The organism is Nonomuraea sp. NPDC052129 (assembly GCF_040680095.1).
Lineage (GTDB): Bacteria > Actinomycetota > Actinomycetes > Streptosporangiales > Streptosporangiaceae > Nonomuraea.
Genome location: NZ_JBFAVX010000045.1, coordinates 86762 through 103740, shown reverse-complemented (window position 1 = coordinate 103740; position 16979 = coordinate 86762). Strand labels below are relative to the sequence as shown.

At 69.7% G+C, this 16979-nt stretch carries 19 protein-coding genes; 6 read left to right on the top strand and 13 right to left on the bottom strand.

What is annotated here, in order from left to right; all coding sequences use genetic code 11:
* The first annotated feature begins 86 nt into the window (after positions 1 to 86).
* Together AB0L53_RS53360 and AB0L53_RS53355 are read left to right on the top strand one after the other, a co-directional pair.
* Positions 87 to 983 (top strand): ATP-binding protein, encoded by an 897-nt coding sequence (locus AB0L53_RS53360; RefSeq protein WP_364012870.1) that lies wholly within the window; start codon positions 87 to 89, stop codon positions 981 to 983.
* Between the two features lie 361 nt (positions 984 to 1344).
* Positions 1345 to 1695: a hypothetical protein gene (locus AB0L53_RS53355; protein ID WP_364012867.1), complete on the top strand. Its 351-nt coding sequence runs from the start codon at positions 1345 to 1347 to the stop codon at positions 1693 to 1695.
* A 132-nt stretch (positions 1696 to 1827) separates the two neighbouring features.
* On the opposite strand, the gene AB0L53_RS53350 is transcribed toward AB0L53_RS53355, so the two are convergent.
* Together AB0L53_RS53350 and AB0L53_RS53345 are read right to left on the bottom strand one after the other, a co-directional pair.
* Positions 1828 to 2472 carry a cyclase family protein gene (locus tag AB0L53_RS53350; RefSeq protein WP_364012865.1) on the bottom strand — a complete coding sequence of 215 codons (645 nt, stop codon included), beginning with the start codon at positions 2470 to 2472 and terminating at the stop codon, positions 1828 to 1830.
* Positions 2469 to 2720 carry a hypothetical protein gene (locus AB0L53_RS53345; protein ID WP_364012862.1) on the bottom strand — a complete coding sequence of 84 codons (252 nt, stop codon included), beginning with the start codon at positions 2718 to 2720 and terminating at the stop codon, positions 2469 to 2471. The genes AB0L53_RS53350 and AB0L53_RS53345 overlap by 4 nt, the downstream gene beginning before the upstream one ends.
* 73 nt (positions 2721 to 2793) lie before the next feature.
* On the opposite strand from AB0L53_RS53345, the gene AB0L53_RS53340 reads away from it, so the two are divergent.
* Complete coding sequence (locus tag AB0L53_RS53340; RefSeq protein WP_364012859.1) at positions 2794 to 3747, top strand: LysR family transcriptional regulator; 954 nt, start codon at positions 2794 to 2796, stop codon at positions 3745 to 3747.
* Positions 3748 to 3790: 43 nt separating this feature from the next.
* Here the strand turns inward: AB0L53_RS53340 and AB0L53_RS53335 are convergent, their stop codons facing one another.
* From AB0L53_RS53335 to AB0L53_RS53295, 9 genes are all read right to left on the bottom strand, one after another.
* The gene (locus AB0L53_RS53335) at positions 3791 to 5008 is read right to left on the bottom strand and encodes a cytochrome P450 (RefSeq protein WP_364012856.1); all 1218 of its coding nucleotides are present in this window, start codon (positions 5006 to 5008) and stop codon (positions 3791 to 3793) included.
* Positions 4912 to 6237 carry a cytochrome P450 gene (locus AB0L53_RS53330; protein WP_364012853.1) on the bottom strand — a complete coding sequence of 442 codons (1326 nt, stop codon included), beginning with the start codon at positions 6235 to 6237 and terminating at the stop codon, positions 4912 to 4914. The genes AB0L53_RS53335 and AB0L53_RS53330 overlap by 97 nt, the downstream gene beginning before the upstream one ends.
* Positions 6234 to 6812 carry an ATP/GTP-binding protein gene (locus AB0L53_RS53325; protein ID WP_364012850.1) on the bottom strand — a complete coding sequence of 193 codons (579 nt, stop codon included), beginning with the start codon at positions 6810 to 6812 and terminating at the stop codon, positions 6234 to 6236. The genes AB0L53_RS53330 and AB0L53_RS53325 overlap by 4 nt, the downstream gene beginning before the upstream one ends.
* The gene (locus tag AB0L53_RS53320) at positions 6793 to 7140 is read right to left on the bottom strand and encodes a DUF742 domain-containing protein (protein ID WP_357961334.1); all 348 of its coding nucleotides are present in this window, start codon (positions 7138 to 7140) and stop codon (positions 6793 to 6795) included. Before AB0L53_RS53320 ends, AB0L53_RS53325 begins: the two co-directional genes overlap by 20 nt.
* Positions 7137 to 7547 (bottom strand): roadblock/LC7 domain-containing protein, encoded by a 411-nt coding sequence (locus tag AB0L53_RS53315; RefSeq protein WP_364012846.1) that lies wholly within the window; start codon positions 7545 to 7547, stop codon positions 7137 to 7139. The genes AB0L53_RS53320 and AB0L53_RS53315 overlap by 4 nt, the downstream gene beginning before the upstream one ends.
* Positions 7548 to 7602: 55 nt before the next feature.
* Positions 7603 to 9147, bottom strand: a complete 1545-nt coding sequence (locus AB0L53_RS53310) for a hypothetical protein (RefSeq protein ID WP_364012843.1) — start codon at positions 9145 to 9147, stop codon at positions 7603 to 7605.
* Positions 9148 to 9466: 319 nt separating this feature from the next.
* Positions 9467 to 10564, bottom strand: a complete 1098-nt coding sequence (locus AB0L53_RS53305) for a winged helix DNA-binding domain-containing protein (RefSeq protein WP_364012840.1) — start codon at positions 10562 to 10564, stop codon at positions 9467 to 9469.
* A gap of 60 nt (positions 10565 to 10624) precedes the next feature.
* Complete coding sequence (locus AB0L53_RS53300) at positions 10625 to 11782, bottom strand: epoxide hydrolase family protein (RefSeq protein ID WP_364012837.1); 1158 nt, start codon at positions 11780 to 11782, stop codon at positions 10625 to 10627.
* 38 nt (positions 11783 to 11820) lie between these two features.
* A complete protein-coding gene (locus AB0L53_RS53295; protein ID WP_364012835.1) occupies positions 11821 to 12654 on the bottom strand; it encodes an NAD(P)H-binding protein in 834 nt (277 codons plus the stop codon).
* 113 nt (positions 12655 to 12767) lie between these two features.
* Here AB0L53_RS53295 and AB0L53_RS53290 point away from each other — a divergent pair, with 113 nt between their 5' ends.
* On the top strand, positions 12768 to 13706 hold the full coding sequence (locus AB0L53_RS53290) for a YafY family protein (RefSeq protein ID WP_364012833.1): 939 nt from the start codon (positions 12768 to 12770) through the stop codon (positions 13704 to 13706).
* A gap of 3 nt (positions 13707 to 13709) precedes the next feature.
* Here the strand turns inward: AB0L53_RS53290 and AB0L53_RS53285 are convergent, their stop codons facing one another.
* Entirely contained in the window at positions 13710 to 14288 is a 579-nt protein-coding gene (locus AB0L53_RS53285) for a hypothetical protein (RefSeq protein ID WP_364012830.1), read from the bottom strand.
* Between the two features lie 211 nt (positions 14289 to 14499).
* Here AB0L53_RS53285 and AB0L53_RS53280 point away from each other — a divergent pair, with 211 nt between their 5' ends.
* Both AB0L53_RS53280 and AB0L53_RS53275 read left to right on the top strand, forming a co-directional pair.
* Positions 14500 to 15648 (top strand): lipase family protein, encoded by a 1149-nt coding sequence (locus AB0L53_RS53280; protein WP_364012827.1) that lies wholly within the window; start codon positions 14500 to 14502, stop codon positions 15646 to 15648.
* 79 nt (positions 15649 to 15727) lie between these two features.
* Positions 15728 to 15946 carry a hypothetical protein gene (locus tag AB0L53_RS53275; RefSeq protein WP_364012824.1) on the top strand — a complete coding sequence of 73 codons (219 nt, stop codon included), beginning with the start codon at positions 15728 to 15730 and terminating at the stop codon, positions 15944 to 15946.
* A gap of 60 nt (positions 15947 to 16006) precedes the next feature.
* Here AB0L53_RS53275 and AB0L53_RS53270 read toward each other — a convergent pair whose 3' ends face one another.
* Positions 16007 to 16978, bottom strand: coding sequence for an MBL fold metallo-hydrolase (locus tag AB0L53_RS53270; protein WP_364012822.1), 972 nt, complete (start codon positions 16976 to 16978; stop codon positions 16007 to 16009).
* Between the last annotated feature and the right edge of the window lies 1 nt (position 16979).

Sequence of the window (16979 nt, the reverse complement as noted above, 5' to 3'; positions counted from 1 at the left end):
ACTCCCGTCTGCGCCGCCAGGCGCTGTTCCGGGGGCTCCCGCCGCCCCCGGGCCCCCCCCCCCCCCCCCCCCCCCCGCCGCGGAAAGTGCCGGCCGATCTGCCGCCGGTGCTGCCCGATCTGGTGGACGACGTGATCCAGTATCAGTGGGGGGTGACCGAGCTGACGGTCGGGCTCCTGACGGTGGTGTCAGTGGTCGTCGGCTGGCTGGTCGCCGGGCGGATCCTGCGGCCCGTCCACCGGATCACCGCGACCGCGCAGCGGCTGTCCATGTCGACTCTGCACGAACGCATCGCGCTCGTCGGGCCGAAGGACGAGTTGAAGGAACTGGCCGACACCTTCGACGCGATGCTCGACCGCCTCGAGCACTCCGTCGAGGCGCAGCGGCGCTTCATCGCGAACGCCTCCCACGAGCTGCGGACCCCGCTGGCCGTCCAGCGAGCGGCGATCGAGATCGGCCTGCCCGAGGACGTCGGCGAGATCCGCGACAAGCTCCTGTTCCACAACCGCCGTACCGAGAGCCTCATCGGCGCCCTGCTGGTCCTCGCCCAAGCGGAACACGGCCTGGAGAAGCGGCTCCCGGTGGCCCTGGACGAGGTGGTGAGAGTCGTCCTGGCCGAAGGGAACGCGGACGGCCTCACCGTGACCACCCGGATCGAACCGCTCACCGTCGATGGGGATCCGATCCTGCTGAACCGGCTCGTCACCAACCTCCTCGACAACGCGGTCCGCTACAACCATCCCGGCGGCAGCGTCGAGGTGACGCTCTTCGACAGAGCTCTGACCGTCCGGAACACCGGCCCGGACGTGCCGGGCGAGCGTGTGGACGACCTCTTCGAGCCCTTCCGGCGGCTCCACACGACCCGTGAGCAGGGTGCCGGACTCGGGTTGTCGATCGTCGCGTCGATCGCGAAGGCACACGAGGCGGGTGTACAGGCATGCCCCAACCCCGGGGGCGGCCTGGAGGTCGTGGTCGTCTTCTGAGCGGCTCGGGTTGTGCCGCTGTCACGGGCAAGACCGATTCCCTGTGACTCCAATTCGCTTGGGGCGGACAAACGCCCCCAAATAAATCAACTCTTTATCGGACAAGCATCATCAAAATGCTTGTATGGGGCGCGTAAGGTCCCGAATTAAAACGCTGACGGTGATCAACCATAAAGCGCCGAGTGAAACTCGGGGCTAGTCATCGGCCGACGCCGTGGGGTAGAAAGTTCGAGGCGGCGAAAGGGGAGACTGCTTTGAGATAGAAATTGAGTCGTTTTCACATCAGCCGCACAGCGGCAAGGAGAACGCTCTTCCGTAATCGCGGAAAGGGCGCCACGCAAAAGAGGGGATGGATAATTCCATGAAGGCGAACAAGCGAGTGGCCTCGGTCGCACTTATGCTCGGTCTCTTCGGCTCCGCGCTCGTGGGTGGCGCTTCCATGGCCCAGGCCACCGGCGGTTATTCCTGCTCCAACGGCCTCGCCAACGTCGTCACCTGCAACAACACCGTCGCCGGCGTCCCGGTGACGCTCAACATCACGGGCAACAGGACGCTCAACGGCAACGAGATCGGCATCCTCCAGAACAACCTCAACAACACCGCCGTGAACGTCACGGCCATCAAGAACTCGGTCTTCAACACGTACGCGTCGTTCAACCCGACGGTTATCATCAAGAAGATCAACGTCTGTATCGCATCGGTCTGCTCGTAATCCGGATCCGGGCTCGGATGGGGGTCCGGAGACGATAGTGCGCAGTAAGTTCTGAGGCTACGGCGGGCCGCTGACCGGGCGGTGGACCGCCGTAGCCTGCTTTTCGCTGAATGCGTGTTGAATGGCCGGCTATTAAGGGACCACCGCATAGGCCCTGACGGGAAACGTCCCCATGCCCGCCACCATGGGCGGCGCGGCATGGAAGCGGAAGCCCTCGTCCGGCAGCGCCGCGAGCCCGGTCATGTGCTCGACGAGCGGGATGCCCGCCTGGAGCAGCACCGAGTGTGCCGGGCGCGGGCCGTGCGACGGGGTGTCGTCGATGTTCAGCGAGTCGATGCCGACCAGCGCCGCACCCTGCTCCGCCAGCCAGGCGGCCGACGCCGGCGCCAGATACGGATGCTCGCGCTGATACTCGTCAGTGCCGAAGTGCCGGTCCCATCCCGTCTGGATCAGTACGGCCCGGCCGCGCACGTCCAGGTCCTTGTCGAGGACGACCTTTCTGACGCCCTCGGCCCGTACCACCAGTCCTGGCAGATCGGCCAGCTTGCTCAGCGGCACCTGTGACAGGTCCTGGCCGTCGGCGTAGCGGTGGTAGGGGGTGTCCAGGTAGGTGCCGGTATTGGCGGCCAGCGCGATCGTGCCGATGTGGAACTCCGTGCCCGGCGCGTAGACCTCACGCGAGGCCTCCCTGCTGAGGTGCGTGCCGATCACCGGCCCCGGAATGCCCGGGTACGTCACCATGCCGTCGGTGATGCGGTGGCTGAGTTCGACGATCATTGAGCGAATCCGATCCTGGTGAGCTTGTAGATGGCCGTGACGCCGATGAGGGCCCAGACGAGGTTCAGGCCCGCCGAGGGCCAGGCGGCGTTCGCGGCGCTGTTGACCATCAGGCCGATCGAGCCGGCCAGGTTGATCACCTGGTAGTGGGCGCCGTCGCCGGACATGCGTGATGAGGAGACCATGGCGTACCCGAACAGCAATAACGCGGCGCCCAGCCAGCCGAGGGCGTCAACGAGGAAGCTCATGCGCGCAATTGTCCGGAGTTATTGCGCTGAAGCGCAAATAAAGATTGCTAAAGGTTGACGTAAGCTGATCTGCATGGACATCGACCCCCGCCGGCTGCGTGTCCTGCATGAGGTCGCCCGCCGCGGCGGCGTCATGCGGGCGGCCGAGGCCCTGTTCCTGACACCGTCGGCGGTGTCCCAGCAACTCGCCCAGCTCGAGCGCGAGGTGGGCCTCGCCCTCATCGACCGCTCACAGCGCCGCGTCTCGCTCACTCCGGCGGGCCGGGTGCTCGCCGGATACGCCGAGCGGGTCGAGGACGAACTGGCCGAAGCCAGGCGCGAGCTCACCCGCTTCACCGAACGACTGGCCGGGCCGGTGCGGATCGCCGCCTTCCCGACGGTGATCAAGCACATACTGGTGCCCGCCATGCGCGACCTCGCCGTCCGCCACCCCAAGATCGTCCCGGTCATCCATGAGGTGTACGGCCAGCCCGCGCTCCAGGAACTGCGGCTGGGGGCCGTGGACGTGCTGATCACCGAGCAGGACATGAGCCTGCCGGTGCCGGCGCAGCCGTCGCTGGCCGTCCGCCCCCTGTACGTGGACGAGTACCGCATCGTGGTGCCGCCCGACGGACCCGACCCGCACACGGTCGCCGACCTGGCGGAACTGCCGTGGGTGGCCAGCGAGCCCGACCAGGCGTGCGGGCAGGCGCTCGATCGGCTGGCCGGGCTGCACGGGTTCGAGCCGCGCAAGGTGCACGTCATCACCGAGTTCGATCCCACGCTAGCGCTGGTGGCGGCCGGGTACGGGGTGGCGATCGTGCCGTCGCTCGCCCTGCTGGACGTGCCGGAGGGGGAGGTGCGGGTCAGTGAGATCCGGGATGTGGGGGCGCGGCGGCTGGACGCCGTCACGCGGGTCAGCCGTACGAGATCGGGGGAGCCGGACCCGGTGCAGTCGGTGGTCATCAGCGCGATCGAGGACGCCACCGCCGCGCTGGACGCCACCCTCGTCGGCCACCTCCACACCCCCGAGCCCATCGACCCCTAGCCTGGCCGGTGAATCGGCCCCGGCCGGGCGTCGCCGATGTGGGTCAGCGGTGCAGCAGCGGTAGCCTGCTCCAGCCGTGTGCGATGAAGGACGGGACGTGCGGCAACTCGCTCTCGTCCACGGCCAGCCGGAGGTCCGGGAACCGGGCGAACAGCGCGGGCAGGGCGGTGAGCGCCTCCTGGCGGGCCAGCGGAGCGCCGATGCAGCGATGCACACCGATGCCGAAGGCCAGATTTTCGTCGCGATCCTGGGTCGGGTCGAACCGGTCGGCGTCCGGGCCGTGCTGGTCGGGGTCGTGCCCGGCCGCCAGGTAGCTGGTGATGATCGCGTCGCCCGCCTCGATCCGTACGCCACCGATCTCGATCGGTTCGATGGCGAACCGCAGCGGCAGGTTGGCGATCGACGGCGCCCAGCGCAGTGTCTCCTCGATCACCGCCTCCCAGGAGATCTCTCCCGCCAGGACCCGCCGAAGGTGGTCGGGATGGGAGAGCAGGGCGTGTACGGCGTTGCCGATGAGGTTGACGGTGGTCTCGTGCCCGGCCGCGATGAGGAGCAGCAGGGTGTCGCGCAGCTCGTCGTCGCTGAGCGAGTCGCCGCTGTCGCGGACGTTGATCAGCTCCGTGGTCAGGTCGTCGCCCGGGTGCTCGCGCTTGTAGGAGACGAGGGCGGGCAGCACGGTGCCGATCTGGGCCGCCGTGGCCGCCGCCTGCTCCGGGGTGGCGGTGGTGTCCATGATGGCCTCCATCACCTGGGCCATCGCCACCCGCATGTCCGCCGGGACACCGAACAGCTCGCAGATCACCCGCATCGGCAGCGGGTGGGCGTAGGCGCCGCGCAGGTCGACGACCTGGCCCGGCGGCACCGTGGCCATGGCGTCCAGCAGCTCCGTGACGATCCCCTCGACGATCGGCTGCATGGCCTTGGTACGGCGCGCGGTGAAGCTCGGGGCGATCAGTTTGCGCAGCCGCCGGTGCTCCTCGCCATAGGCGCTGAGCATGTTCGACACGCCGATCCAGGTCATGATCCAGGTCCAGCCCGGCTCGGTGAGCGCCTGAGGCAGCAGCCGCCAGTGCCGCTTGTCCTTGCTCACCCGCGGATCGAGGATCAGCTGCTTGAGCAGGTCGTGCCGGGTCACGGCCCAGGCCGGGATGCCTCCCGCGAGCTCTACGAGGACCAGGGGGCCGAGGTCACGTAGCCGACGGACCTCACCGGCGAGGTCTGCTCCGAAGGGGTCAAGGACGACGGAGGCTGCGCTATCCACGGGGATTCTCCTGGCTGATCTGGGCGGATGGGGGTGAAGCGCACCGGCAGGTGTGCCAGCGCGCGATGGAACGGGCCGGGCCGCCACAGGAGCTCCTCGCGCGGCACGGTCAGTTCCAGGTCGCACAGGTGAGAGGTCAGGCGTTCGATCGCGGTCATGGCGATGAGCACGGCCGGGTCGCTGGCCGGGCAGCGGTGCGGCCCCGCGCCGAAACCCAGGTACGCGCCGCCGTCGGAGCGCAGCTCTTCGGGAATGTTGGCAGGCTCGGTGTTGGCCGCGGCGTAGGAGACGAGGACCAGCTCGGCCGGCTGGATCCAGGTGCCGTGGAAGTGCACGGGCTGGCGCACGAAGTACGGGCCGTAGTTCGCCATGGCGGGCTCGGCGCGCAGGGCTTCCATCAGGGCGTCGTAGGTGCTGAGCGCGCCGTTGGTGAGCGAGCTGTAGTAGCGGTCGTCGCTGACCATCCGGGAGATCGTGTTGGAGATCAGGTTGGCCGTGGGCTCGTAGCTGGCGGCCATCACGAGCACGATGTTCTGCGCGAGCTCGTCGGTCTGCAGCGCGGCCGGATGATCGATGAACCAGGAGGTCAGGTCGTCGCCCCGCTGGCCGTACTTGGCCTGGAGCAGCTCGCCGATGTAGCGGCCGAACGCTTCGCTGCCTCGCGCGCCCGTCTCGCCGTCAGCCTCCATCATGTCCGCCAGGGCCTGGATCAAGCCGGCGCTGTCGGAGTCGGGCCGCCCGAAGAGCAGGTTGAAGATGCGGGCCGGGATGAGCCGGGCGAAGTCGGCGACCAGGTCGGCCTCGCCCTTTGCGGCGAACTGGCTGATGAGCGAGTCCGACACCTCGATCACCATCTGGCGCAGCTTGTGCGGCTGGACCAGCTGGAAGCAGTCGGAGATCACCTTGCGGTAGCGGGCATGCTCGGCCCCGTCGGAGAACAGCGCGTTGGGCCGGTGGCCGAGCATGGCAATCATGCCCGCGGCCTCGGGGGTGTCGGGGAGCCGCGTCTGCCAGGCGCTGGGGTTCTTGCTCCAGACGCCGCCGACGTTGGTGAGGACGTCCAGGGCGGCCTGGTAGTCGATCACCAGGTGGGCCTCGATGCCCGGGGCGATCTCCACAGGGGCGACCGCGCCGTGCCGCCGGCGGAGATCCGCGTAGACCGCCTGCGGGTCGCCGGCGTACTCAGATCCGTACAGGCGCCCGGCGTCGGGCATATAGCGCATGGTCATGACAGCACCAGCTCTCTGATGTGCTCCACCAGCGCGATCAGTGAGGCGCGGGCGGAGGCGGGGTCACGGGCGTCGCACACCACCAGCGGCGTGCGCGGGCCCAGGTCGAGCGCCTCGCGCAAGGCCTCCGGCGGGTAGTCCGGCGAGTCGGGGAAGTGGTTGACGGCCACTGCGTAGCGGATGCCGGCCTTCTCCACCAGGTCGAGGACGGCGAAGCTGTCGTCGATGCGGCGGGTGTCGGCCAGCACCAGCACCCCCAGCGCGCCGCGGACCAGCTCGTTCCACAGGACCTGAAACCGGGCCTGTCCCGGTGCTCCGAACAGGTAGAGCACCACGCCCGGCAAGGTGAGGCGGCCGAAGTCGATCGCGGTGGTCGTGGTCGTCTTCTCGTTCACGCCGGTGAGGTCGTCGACCAGCGTGCCCGCCTGGGTGAGCACCTCCTCGGTGTTGAGGGGCTTGATCTCCGAGAGGGCGCTCACGATGGTCGTCTTGCCCACGCCGAACGGCCCGGCGATGACCAGCTTGACCGGGATGTGTTCGGTACTGATGCCGCTGTCAAAGAGCGCGGAGGCCACTGAGTACCAACTCCAAGATCTCGATGTCGGGCAGGTCGGCGGCCGGCGGATCGCGGGTCAGCAGCGTTCCGCCCCCGACCAGCCCGGCGACCAGCAACCGCACCACGCAGTACGGCAGGCCCAGGTGCGCGGCGCACTCGTACACCGACAGCGGCCCATCCCGCAGCAGGGCGAGCAGATGCGACCCCGGAGGGTCCAGCCCGTTGGTGGCGGCGTCGGGCGCGATGTAGACCAGGGTCGTGCGCTCGACGTTGATGTGCTCGGGCACGGTCAACCTCGCGGCGGCCATGTAGTCCGGGACGACACGCCGCCGCCGTCCGGAGGTCATGTCCGGACGCCCGGCACCCTGGCCGCGCTGGCCTCGTCGAGAGCCTTGACCAGCTTCTGCACCTGCAACTGCACCTCGAAGGCCAGCGTGCCGATGTTGACCGTGCCGGTGGCGGCGACGACGATGGCGGCGCGGTCGCCGGCCGGGGCGATGTAGTAGTAGCCGCCGCTGCCGGCGGAGATGACGATGTCCACCACCTCGCCGTCGGCGCCGTTGCTGAGGCCGTCGCACAGGGCACGGGCCGCCCCCAGCACGGAGCTCGTCATGGCGGCGGCGCGCTCGCCGGTCTCGGCGGTCACGTCAGCGGAGCCGCCGAGGATGAGCCCGTCACGGCTCAGCACCACGCCGCGGGCGACACCGGGCACTGCCAGCAGAGGCGACAGGACCCAGGACACGTCGAGGGACAACGGGCGACCCTTGGTCTGAACACGGCTGGAAGCGCTGTGAGCATCCATGGAGCGGTCAAATCCCTTCGGTGATGTCATGCTGCTGCGGCGGGAGCGCTTCGCGGCGGCCCGCTTCGGCTCCGACCTGGAAGTCTCCCCACCGCTTCTGGGCCTCCTCCGGGGTGGTGAGCAACTTGTCGTCCGAGCCGTCGGAGCCGCCCTGGCCTCTGCTGGGCCTCGGCCCGGTCGGCGATTGGCGGCGGCGCTGTGGCAGCGGGGCGAGATCCCCCGCAGGGGCCTGTCGCTGCTCGGGGGTCGTCGCGGGCTCGGGTCGTACGGAGGAGGCGACGGGCTCCAGCCGGATGGCCGGTGCTGGGGCCGGGGCCGGGACGGCTGCCACGTGCGCCGACCGGAGGGCGGTGGCGGAGGCCGGGACGGCGGCGCGGATCGGCTCGGGCGCCAGCACCGACGGACGGCTGTCCTCCGGCATCTCCACCAGCAGGGCGGTGGGGATGTTCAGCACGGCCTGGACGCCGCCGAAGGCGCTCTTCTTGACCGTGACCTGCATGCCGTAGTGCGCGGCCTGGCGGCCGATCGCGGCCCAGCCGGTGTGGGGCGGGTTGCCCAAGTCGATCAGGCGGACCGGATGGGTGCCGCTCAGCAGGCGGGTCGCGCGGGCGTACTGGTCCTCGTTGAGGCCGACACCGGCGTCGTCGATGACGATGGCGGCGCCGGTGTTGGTCTCGTGCACGGCGATGGTCACCTTGAGCGTGCCGTGGGAGTGGTGGACCGCGTTGGCCAGCAGTTCGGCCGTGATGAGCAGGATGGACTCCGCGGCGCGGGCGGCGACCCCGATCCGGCGTCGCAGGTGGTTGGCCGGGCCCTCGACGCGCTGCTCGAAGTTCTCCACCCGGGAGATGGCGCCCACCATCAGGTCCACCAGGTAGGTGTCGTCACGCGACAGGCCGGGCGTGGCGCCGCAGGCGATGCCGGTGACCTGCACGCGACGGATCATCAGTTCGTTGAACATGTCGAGCCCCAGCACCTCGCGCAGCAGCGCCGTGTGCTCGTCACCGCTGTAGCGCTGTTGCACGCCGGCGAGCAGGTCCTGGGCGCGCAGCGCCTGGGTCTGCACGCGGGACATCGCGCCCCTGACGACGGCCTGGGCCGCCTCGTCGATGCGCTCGCCTTCCTCGCGGACGCCGCGGGTGAGCGCTTCGAGGATGGCGCGGTGCTGTCTGTCGATGTCCGTGCCGGCCAGCGCCGGGTTCTGCACGCCGGGCACGATCACGTGCGGGGCGCGCAGGTGGGACAGCAGGGCGGGTATCCGCTTCGAGATCAGGTGCTCGGTTTCGGCGCGCAGGAGGTCCTGTTGGGCGCGCGCCTCGCGGATCTGCTCCACGCTCTCCTGAGCTTGGCGCTCCACCTGCCCCTGCCACTGGTTCCTGGCGCTGGTCTCGCGCGTCAGGTGCTCGTGAGCCTGACGGGCCTGGACGAGCTCCCCACGGACCTTGGCGAGGTCGCGGCGTAGGCGTATGTGGAAGATGACGACGCCCGCGAGGGCGAGGGCGAGAACGGCGGCGCCGATCATGATCGGGACGCTGAAGGAGTCTGGCGGCATGACAGTCCTGGGGTCGGGGAGAGCCGGCGGGGAGGGTGTCGACCGCCGAGGGGCCCGTTAGCGGCGCGTGTCGGTCTCACGCGGCGGCCGACGGGGGCCGGATCGGCGTGGTACGAGCCCTTCCGCGACGCCGGCACCGCTACGTGCCTGGTGCGGTTCTGCCGGAGGCATGGCGGTGCCAAGCGACATGGGCATCCTCGGTCTCAGTGGAACGACGGCCAAACGGGAAATCCAGTATTCCCGTTTGGCCAGGTTAGTCAACTATGAGTGAGGAAATCACTGCGTTCGGCAATACGGTTTGGCGTCCGATTTGTCGGGTTTAATGCCGATGGACCACGATGTCGTGGACTGTGGTGCTGGGCGTGAGGAAGGCGAGGAGCCGGGCGCCTTCGGCGTCGAGTTGTTCGCGTTCGGCCGCGGTCAGTTTCCGGAATGGGCGCACGGTCAAGGTCGCGGTGTCGTGGTTGGTGGCGAGCTTCCAGGTGGCGGCTACATAGCCGTCGACCAGTACGGAGCGGGGCTGTTCGTTGGTCCTGCCGAAGCCCTGGTCGGCGTAGTTGACGGTGACCACGCGGCCGCGGTCGTTGTGGGAGAGCAGCAGGTTGTCGAAGTCGTAGAGAAAACGTACCGGGGCCGGGGTGCCCGGATCCGGCCGTGGCGCGTCGGGAAGGTCGAACAGTTCACGGCCCTGCTCGTCCCGGAAGGTGACCAGGCGTGGCCGGAGCCGGTCGATGACCTCGGACAACCGAGTCAGCCCGCACCATCGCTGGGCGTCGAGGACGGTCGCCGGGCCGAAGGCCGCCAGGTAGCGCAGTACCAGGGTGTCCACCGACGCGGCCTGGTCCACTGTCCGGCCGAGCCAGGTCTCGACCGTGGTGTGGGCGGCCGGGCCGCTGCGGCCCCACAGCCCGCGCGGCGGGACCTGCACCAGCGGCACCCAGGCGCGGGCCGCCTGGGCCAGCGCGGCCGGGTCGCGTTCCGGCCACCGCTGGGCCAGCTTTCGGCCCAGGGCGCTGAACGTCAGCGGTTCGGATGCCAGCAGTTCGCGGGTGGTGGACACGAGTTCGGCCTGGTCCAGGCCGGTGAGGTGCCGGCCGAAGGCACCCAGCGTGCTGCGCTCGATGACCGGCTCCACCAGCGGCCGTAGCCAGAGGCAGTCGGCGGCGGTCACCAGGTGGATGGTCGAGCGCATCAACGCGATCCGTACGATGGCGCCGTCAGTGAGCAGCCGGGCGGTGGGTTCGGGAGCGTAGTCGGCCAGGCGGGTCCACAGCCCGACGTACCAGGTGTGCGGCGTCTGGGCTTGCAGGCCGGCCAGCCGTTCCAGCGCCTGCGGCACGGTCAGGTTCGCGCGGTGCAGCAGCAGTTGCCGGTCGAGGGTGGCTCGGTTGAGCGCGCGGGTGGTGAGTCGTGGCACGAAGGGTCCTCAAGGGATGGGGTAGCCGGGCCGCGCCCGCCGCGACCCGGCAGGGCGCCGCTAGCGGAGCGGGCGGAAGAAGGTCCGGATGTCGGCGGTGAGCAGGTCGGGTGCTTCCACGGCGGCGAAGTGGCCGCCGCGGTCGAATTCCGACCAGTGGGTGATGTTGTTGCCGTATTCGGCGTAGCGGCGGATGGGCAGGTCGTGGGCGAACACGGCGACACCGGTGGGTGTGGTGGCCGGCTCGGTGTGCCAGGTGTTGGCGTGCATGTTCTCGTAGTACAGGTTGGCGACGGATCCGGCGGTGCCGGTGAGCCAGTAGAGCATCACGTCGGTCAGCAGCAGGTCCCGGTCGATGGCGGCCTCGGGCAGGTCGGCGGCGGGGAAGCTCCACTCCTTGAACTTCTCGACGAGCCAGGCGAGCTGGCCGACCGGTGAGTCGGTGAGGGCGTACGCCACCGTCTGCGGCCGGGTGGCCGAGATCTTGAAGTAACCGCTCTGGTCGTCCATGAACTCCTTCACCCGCCCCAGCCGGGCCCGCTCGGCGTCGGTCAGCGTGGCCCGCTCCTCGTGCGAGACATCCCCGAACGGGATGAACCCGAAGGAGGCGGCGTTGACATGTACACCGACGACCTGCCCGGTGGCGGCGCGGCCGAGTTCCGGGGTGACCAGGGCGCCGAGGTCGCCGCCCTGCGCGCCGTACCGGTCGTAACCGAGCCGGCTCATCAGCCGCGCCCACGCCCGCGCGATCCGGCCGCTGTTCCACCCGGTCTCTCGCGTGGGGCCGGAGAATCCGAAGCCGGGCAGCGACGGGATGACCAGGTGGAAGGCGTCGGCCGGGTCTCCGCCGTGCGCGGCCGGATCGGTCAGGGGGCCGATGACCTTGAGAAACTCGACCACCGATCCGGGCCAGCCGTGGGTGAGGATCAGGGGCAGGGCGTCCGGGTGTGGGGAACGTACGTGCATGAAGTGCACCCGTTGCCCGTCGATCTCGGTGGTGAACTGCGGGATGTCGTTCAACGCGGTCTCATGCTTGCGCCAGTCGTACGAGGTGCGCCAGTACTCGGCCAGCTCCTTGAGGTAGGCCAGGGGAACGCCGCGGCTCCAGCCGACGTCGGGCAGTTCGCTCGGCCACCGCACGGCGGACAGCCGACGGTGCAGGTCATCGAGATCGCTCTGGGGGACATCGATCCGGAACGGCATGATCGTTTCGCTCATGTCTGACACGCAAGGTCTCCTTGAATGATGTCTCGTGGCTAGAACGCGGCAGCGTGGTCGAGGACCCAGTCGTGGTAGCCGCGCGCGGGACGACCGGTGACCTTCTCGATGTCGGTGGTGGTGGGTGCGGTGCGGCCGACGGAGGCGGCCCAGGTGGCGAAAATGCTGTCCAGGATGGGGCCCGGCACGTGGGCGCTCATCGCCTCGCGCACGCTCTCGGCGGGTAGTTCGGCGTAGCTGATGGGCCGGCCGAGTGCCTGGCCGAGGATGGCGGCCTGGTCGGCATGGCTGAGTGATTGCGGCCCGGTCAGCCGGTAGACGCAGCCGGCGTGCCCGTCCTCGGTGAGTGCGGCCACGGCGACCGCGGCGATGTCGGCTTCGTGCACCGGGGCGGATGCCGCGCCGGCGTAGGCGCCGCGGATCACGTCGCCGGACCTGGTCTGCCCGGCCCACATGAGGCTGTTGGCGGCGAACACGTCCGGGCGCAGGAAGGTCCACGCCAGGCCGGAGCCGCGCAGGGCCTGCTCGATCTCGGCGTGGTAAGTGGCGATCGGTCCGTCCTGGACCTGCGCGTCGTCGTCGACCCCGCCGGAGGACAGCAGCACCACCCGGCGCACGCCGGCCCGCTGGGCGGCGGCGACGAACGCGGGCCCGCTGCCCGGTACGGCGAACAGGAAGACCGACTCCACGCCGGTCAGGGCCGCGTCCAGCGACGCCGGGTCGGCCAGGTCGCCGGCGGCGACGTCGACCTCGGCCGGCCACACCGCCTGCTGCGGGGACCGGCTCAGGGCACGCACGGCGTGACCGTTGGCGACCAGCACGTCGAGCACATGGCGGCCGACGTTTCCGGTGGCGCCGGTGACGAGGATCATGAAGCTCTCCTTGGTTTCGAGGGTTCCCGGGCGACCCCGGTACGAGGAACACTAGAAACCATTGAGGACAGGTCCGGTCCTCAGCTCTTCAGATCGAAGGGAGTTGCTCGCGGATGTTGGAAACCTCGGCGCGGCTGCTGCGGCTGCTGTCCCTGCTCCAGTCCCGCCCCGACTGGTCCGGTGCCGAGCTGGCCGAGCGCCTCGGTGTCACCACCCGTACCGTCCGCCGCGACGTCGACCGGCTCCGCGACCTCGGCTATCCGGTGGAGTCCGCCACCGGCATCACCGGCGGCTATCGGCTGGGGGTCGGCGCCGCCCTGCCGCCGCTGCTGCTCGACGACGACGAGGCCGTCGCCGTCGCGGTCGGACTGCGCGCCGCCGCCACGGGCACGGTCACCGGGATCGAGGAGACCTCGCTACGCGCGCTCGCCAAGCTCGAACAGGTTCTGCCCTCCCGGCTGCGCCACCGCGTAGGCGCGATGCAGTCGGCCATCCTGCCGCTGACCGGCCCCGGCCCGACGGTGGATCCCGATCTGCTCACCGCCTTGGCCGCCGCCTGCCGCGCCCACGAGGGCATCCGCTTCGGGTATCAGCAGCGCACTCGCCGCGTCGAGCCGTACCGCCTCGTCCACACCGGCCGGCGGTGGTACCTGCTCGCCTTCGACCTCGACCGCGACGACTGGCGTACCTTCCGCGTCGACCGTATGGACTCGGCTCCACAGCCTGGGCCGCGTTTCACGCCCCGGCCCGAACCCGCCGAGGGGGTACAGACCTATGTCTCCAACGCCCTCACGAGTTCCCCGTACCGGTATCGGGCGACCATCCTGTTCCACGCGCCGCTCGATGTCGTCGCCGAACACACCTCACCTACCGCGGGCCGTCTCGAACACCGCGACGCGGACAGTTGCCTCTTCTACGCCGGCGGCGACTCCCTCGACAAAATCGCCCTCTATGTCGCGCTCAAGGGCATCGACTTCCAGGTCCTTGACCCGCCCCAGCTCAAGGACCATGTCCGGGCACTCGCCAGCAGGCTCACCAACGCGGGGTCATGAGCGTCAGTCGGCGACCTGGGGACCGTTGACCCTCTCCAGCAGGCGGGCCAGGCGCTCGCGCAGCCCCGGGCGCGCCGGCAGCTCGCCCGCGGCCATGCTGACCAGGTGCTGGGCGCCGTCGAAAGTGACCGGCCCCAGCCGTGGCACGGCGATCGCGTCGTGCGCCAGCCCCTCCAGCGCCGTGTCGCCGCCTTCCAGCGCCAGGATCGTCGCCCCCGTACGGCGGGCGTCGTTGACCCGTTCGAGCAGCGGCACGGGCGCGTCCTGCTCGGCCACCACGAACAGCGTCTCGCCGCGCCCCGCCCGCTGAATCCGGTCGAGCCCGACGCGCAGGTGGGCCGGGGCGTCGGCGGGCGGCTTCCAGCGGACCAGGGTGGGGGCGAGCTGCGGCAGCTCGGAAAGCCGGGCCTCGTCGGCGAGATGCGCGGTGAGATGCCACGGCTCGTCGTCGGGCGTGCCCACCAGCATCAGGCCGCCGGGCGAGCGGGTGGTCCGCAGCGCCAGGCCGAGCTCGCGGGTGCGCTCCACCCAGCCGGTATCGGCGAGTAGTTCGCGCAGAAAGGTCACCGAACCAGCATCCATCCGTCCATGGTGCCTGACCGTCGCAGTGGAGTTCACCGTTTCGGGGCGGCCCGGTGATGCGGTCGTGGCCAGTGTTATGTGGCGCGGGAGGCAGTCTGACAACGGCTCGGATTCGCCGTCGTTTCGGGCCTTGACACGAGGTTACTGCCGGGTAACGATCGGCTCGCGGCGCCGCCTTCCCCTGAGCGAACCCCACGGAGAGGGGTGGCACATGAGGTTACGTGTCCGCGTCAGCATGACCATGATCCTCTTACTGATCGCGTCCTTCGTCGCGGCGCCGCCTGCCCGCGCGGCCGCGGCGGGGGACGTGGTCACCGCCCAGCCCACCACCGTCTACCTGCTGCCGGGCAAGCTGCTCGAAGTCCCGGTGAACGCCTGGCACCTGCTCTACCGCTCGACCTCCGCCACCGGCTCGCTGAACGCCGTGTCCGGCACCCTGCTCGTACCCAAGGCGAGCTACCCGCTGGGCAAGCGCCCGATCATCGGGTATGCCGTCGGCACCCACGGACTCGGCGACCAGTGCGCGCCCTCGGCCAGCATGAGCCGGGGCGGCGAGGCGGAGCTCGCGCTGGTGAGCCTGTTCCTGCTCAAGGGGTTCGCGGTGGCCATCACCGACTACGAGGGCCTCGGCACGCCGGGAGTGCACACGTACATGGCGGGGATCTCGCAGGGTCACGCCGTACTGGACTCGATCAGGGCCGCCACGCGCGTGTCGGGCTCGGGCCTGTCCACGGGCGGGCCGGTCGCGATCATGGGCTACTCGCAGGGCGGCGCCTCGGCCGCCTGGGCGGCCCAGCTCCAGCCGTCGTACGCGTCGGAGCTGCGGCTCAAGGGCGTGGCCGCGGGCGGAATCCCGGCGGACCTGCACGCGGTGGCGGACCACCTCGACGGTAATGCCAACTTCGGGCTGGCCGCAGCGGCCGGGGTCGGCTTCGACGCCGCCTACCCGGAACTCGATCTCAACGCCGACCTCAACGACCGCGGGCGCGCCCTGCTCGCGGACGCGGCCGACGACTGCGTGGGCGACCTGGGCAGCAAGCTCGCCGGCCTGCGCTTCTCCGACCTGAGCCCCGTGGACCTGATGAACCAGCCCAAGTGGCTGGCCCGGCTCGCCGAGAACCGCCTCGGGGCGACCGCGCCGCGTGTCCCGATGTTCATCTACCATGCCCAGGGCGACGAGATCATCCCGCAGGCGATCTCGGCCACGCTGCGCTCGGAGTACTGCCGGGCGGGCGTCAACCTCCGCTGGACATCCCTCCCAGCCCCGAATCACGTGACGGGGGCCATCGAGGGCGGGCCGCTGGCCATCGAATGGCTGGCACTCCGCATCCTCGGCCTCCCGGCCTTCGGCAACTGTTAGCGGCCTTATCGCAGTTTGGCGGGCGGCCGTATAGGTAACCATAGGTAGTGGATCAATAACCCTCCGCGATGGGAGTCCTATGCGTCGCCTGATCCTCACCCTCACTCTCGTCTCCGCGACCGCCGCAGGTGCACTGACACTCGCCCCTGCAGCGACGGCTCAGGCCACCGCCCGCGAGTACATCACCGTCACCCAGTGCGTGTTCGCGGGCGGCGTGGTCGTTCCTGACTGGCTGAGCCCGACCGGGCGCACGTGCATCGGCGGCGGTTACAACGGCTACCCGGTCTTCCCCTACTGATACGAACGGGTCCGCCCCCTTCTCCCGGGGGCGGACCCGTGGACATTTGAGTGTCAGGGGTCAGGGAGTGCGGTGCTGATGCTGCTCGGGCAGGTGGCTGTCCGGATGGACCCACAGGAGAACGTTGCTCGCCTGCTCCCACTGCTGCCGGAAGAACGCGAGGACCTGCTGGTCGGAGTGGCGCAGACTGAAATGGGTCAGGACGAACAGCGTCTGCGGATGGGCCTCGACCACGGGTCGCAGTTGACTCCAGACCGTGTGCCCGATTCGCTCCGCGCGCTCCAACTCGGTGTCATCCAGAAAGGTACATTCGGTGATGATGACCGGGTATTCAAACAGCCACGGGTTACGGGCGAACACGTTCACATGAGTGTCGCCAAGAAAGGCGAACAGCGGCCGCCGGACCTCGTGGTCGACTTCGACCCCCTCTTTGCGCTTCCGCGCCATGATCCGGCCGAACTCACCGCCCTTGCCCTGCTCGATCAGGTCCTGCCGCAACCGTTCGAACTCGGGCCGTAGGGCCTTGCTCCGCTCCGAGAAGGCGTACCCCACACAAGGCACCTTGTGCTCACACTCCACTACCCGCACGTGGTGTCCCCGGCGCCCGAAGCTGAACTCGTCGCCGCCCCGCACCCCGTGCAAGCGGTGCCCTGCCGCCAGGGCGGGATCGAACCCCGCGCCGTGATTGAGCTCCGCGGACGCGCGTAAGTAGGACTCCACATACGGCACCGCCTCGGCAGGCAGGTAGATGTCCGTGCCGGCGGGATTGGCGGCCAGGTAGTCAAGGTCCTTGGCATGGTCATGGTGGGTGTGCGTCAGGAAGACCGTGTCCACCTGCCGTCCCTCGCACAGCCCCGCGTCGAGGCTGCACCGCAGCTCGGGGATGTGGAAGAACGTCTTGTCGTTCGCGCGAGAGTAGCCGGTGAGGGTCAACTCGCTGCCGGGCATCCGCCAGGTCTTCCACTGCCTGAACGGGTGCCCCCGCTCAAGGCGCGCGGGGTGGTCGGCCGGGGCCAGGTCCAGCTCGGTCATT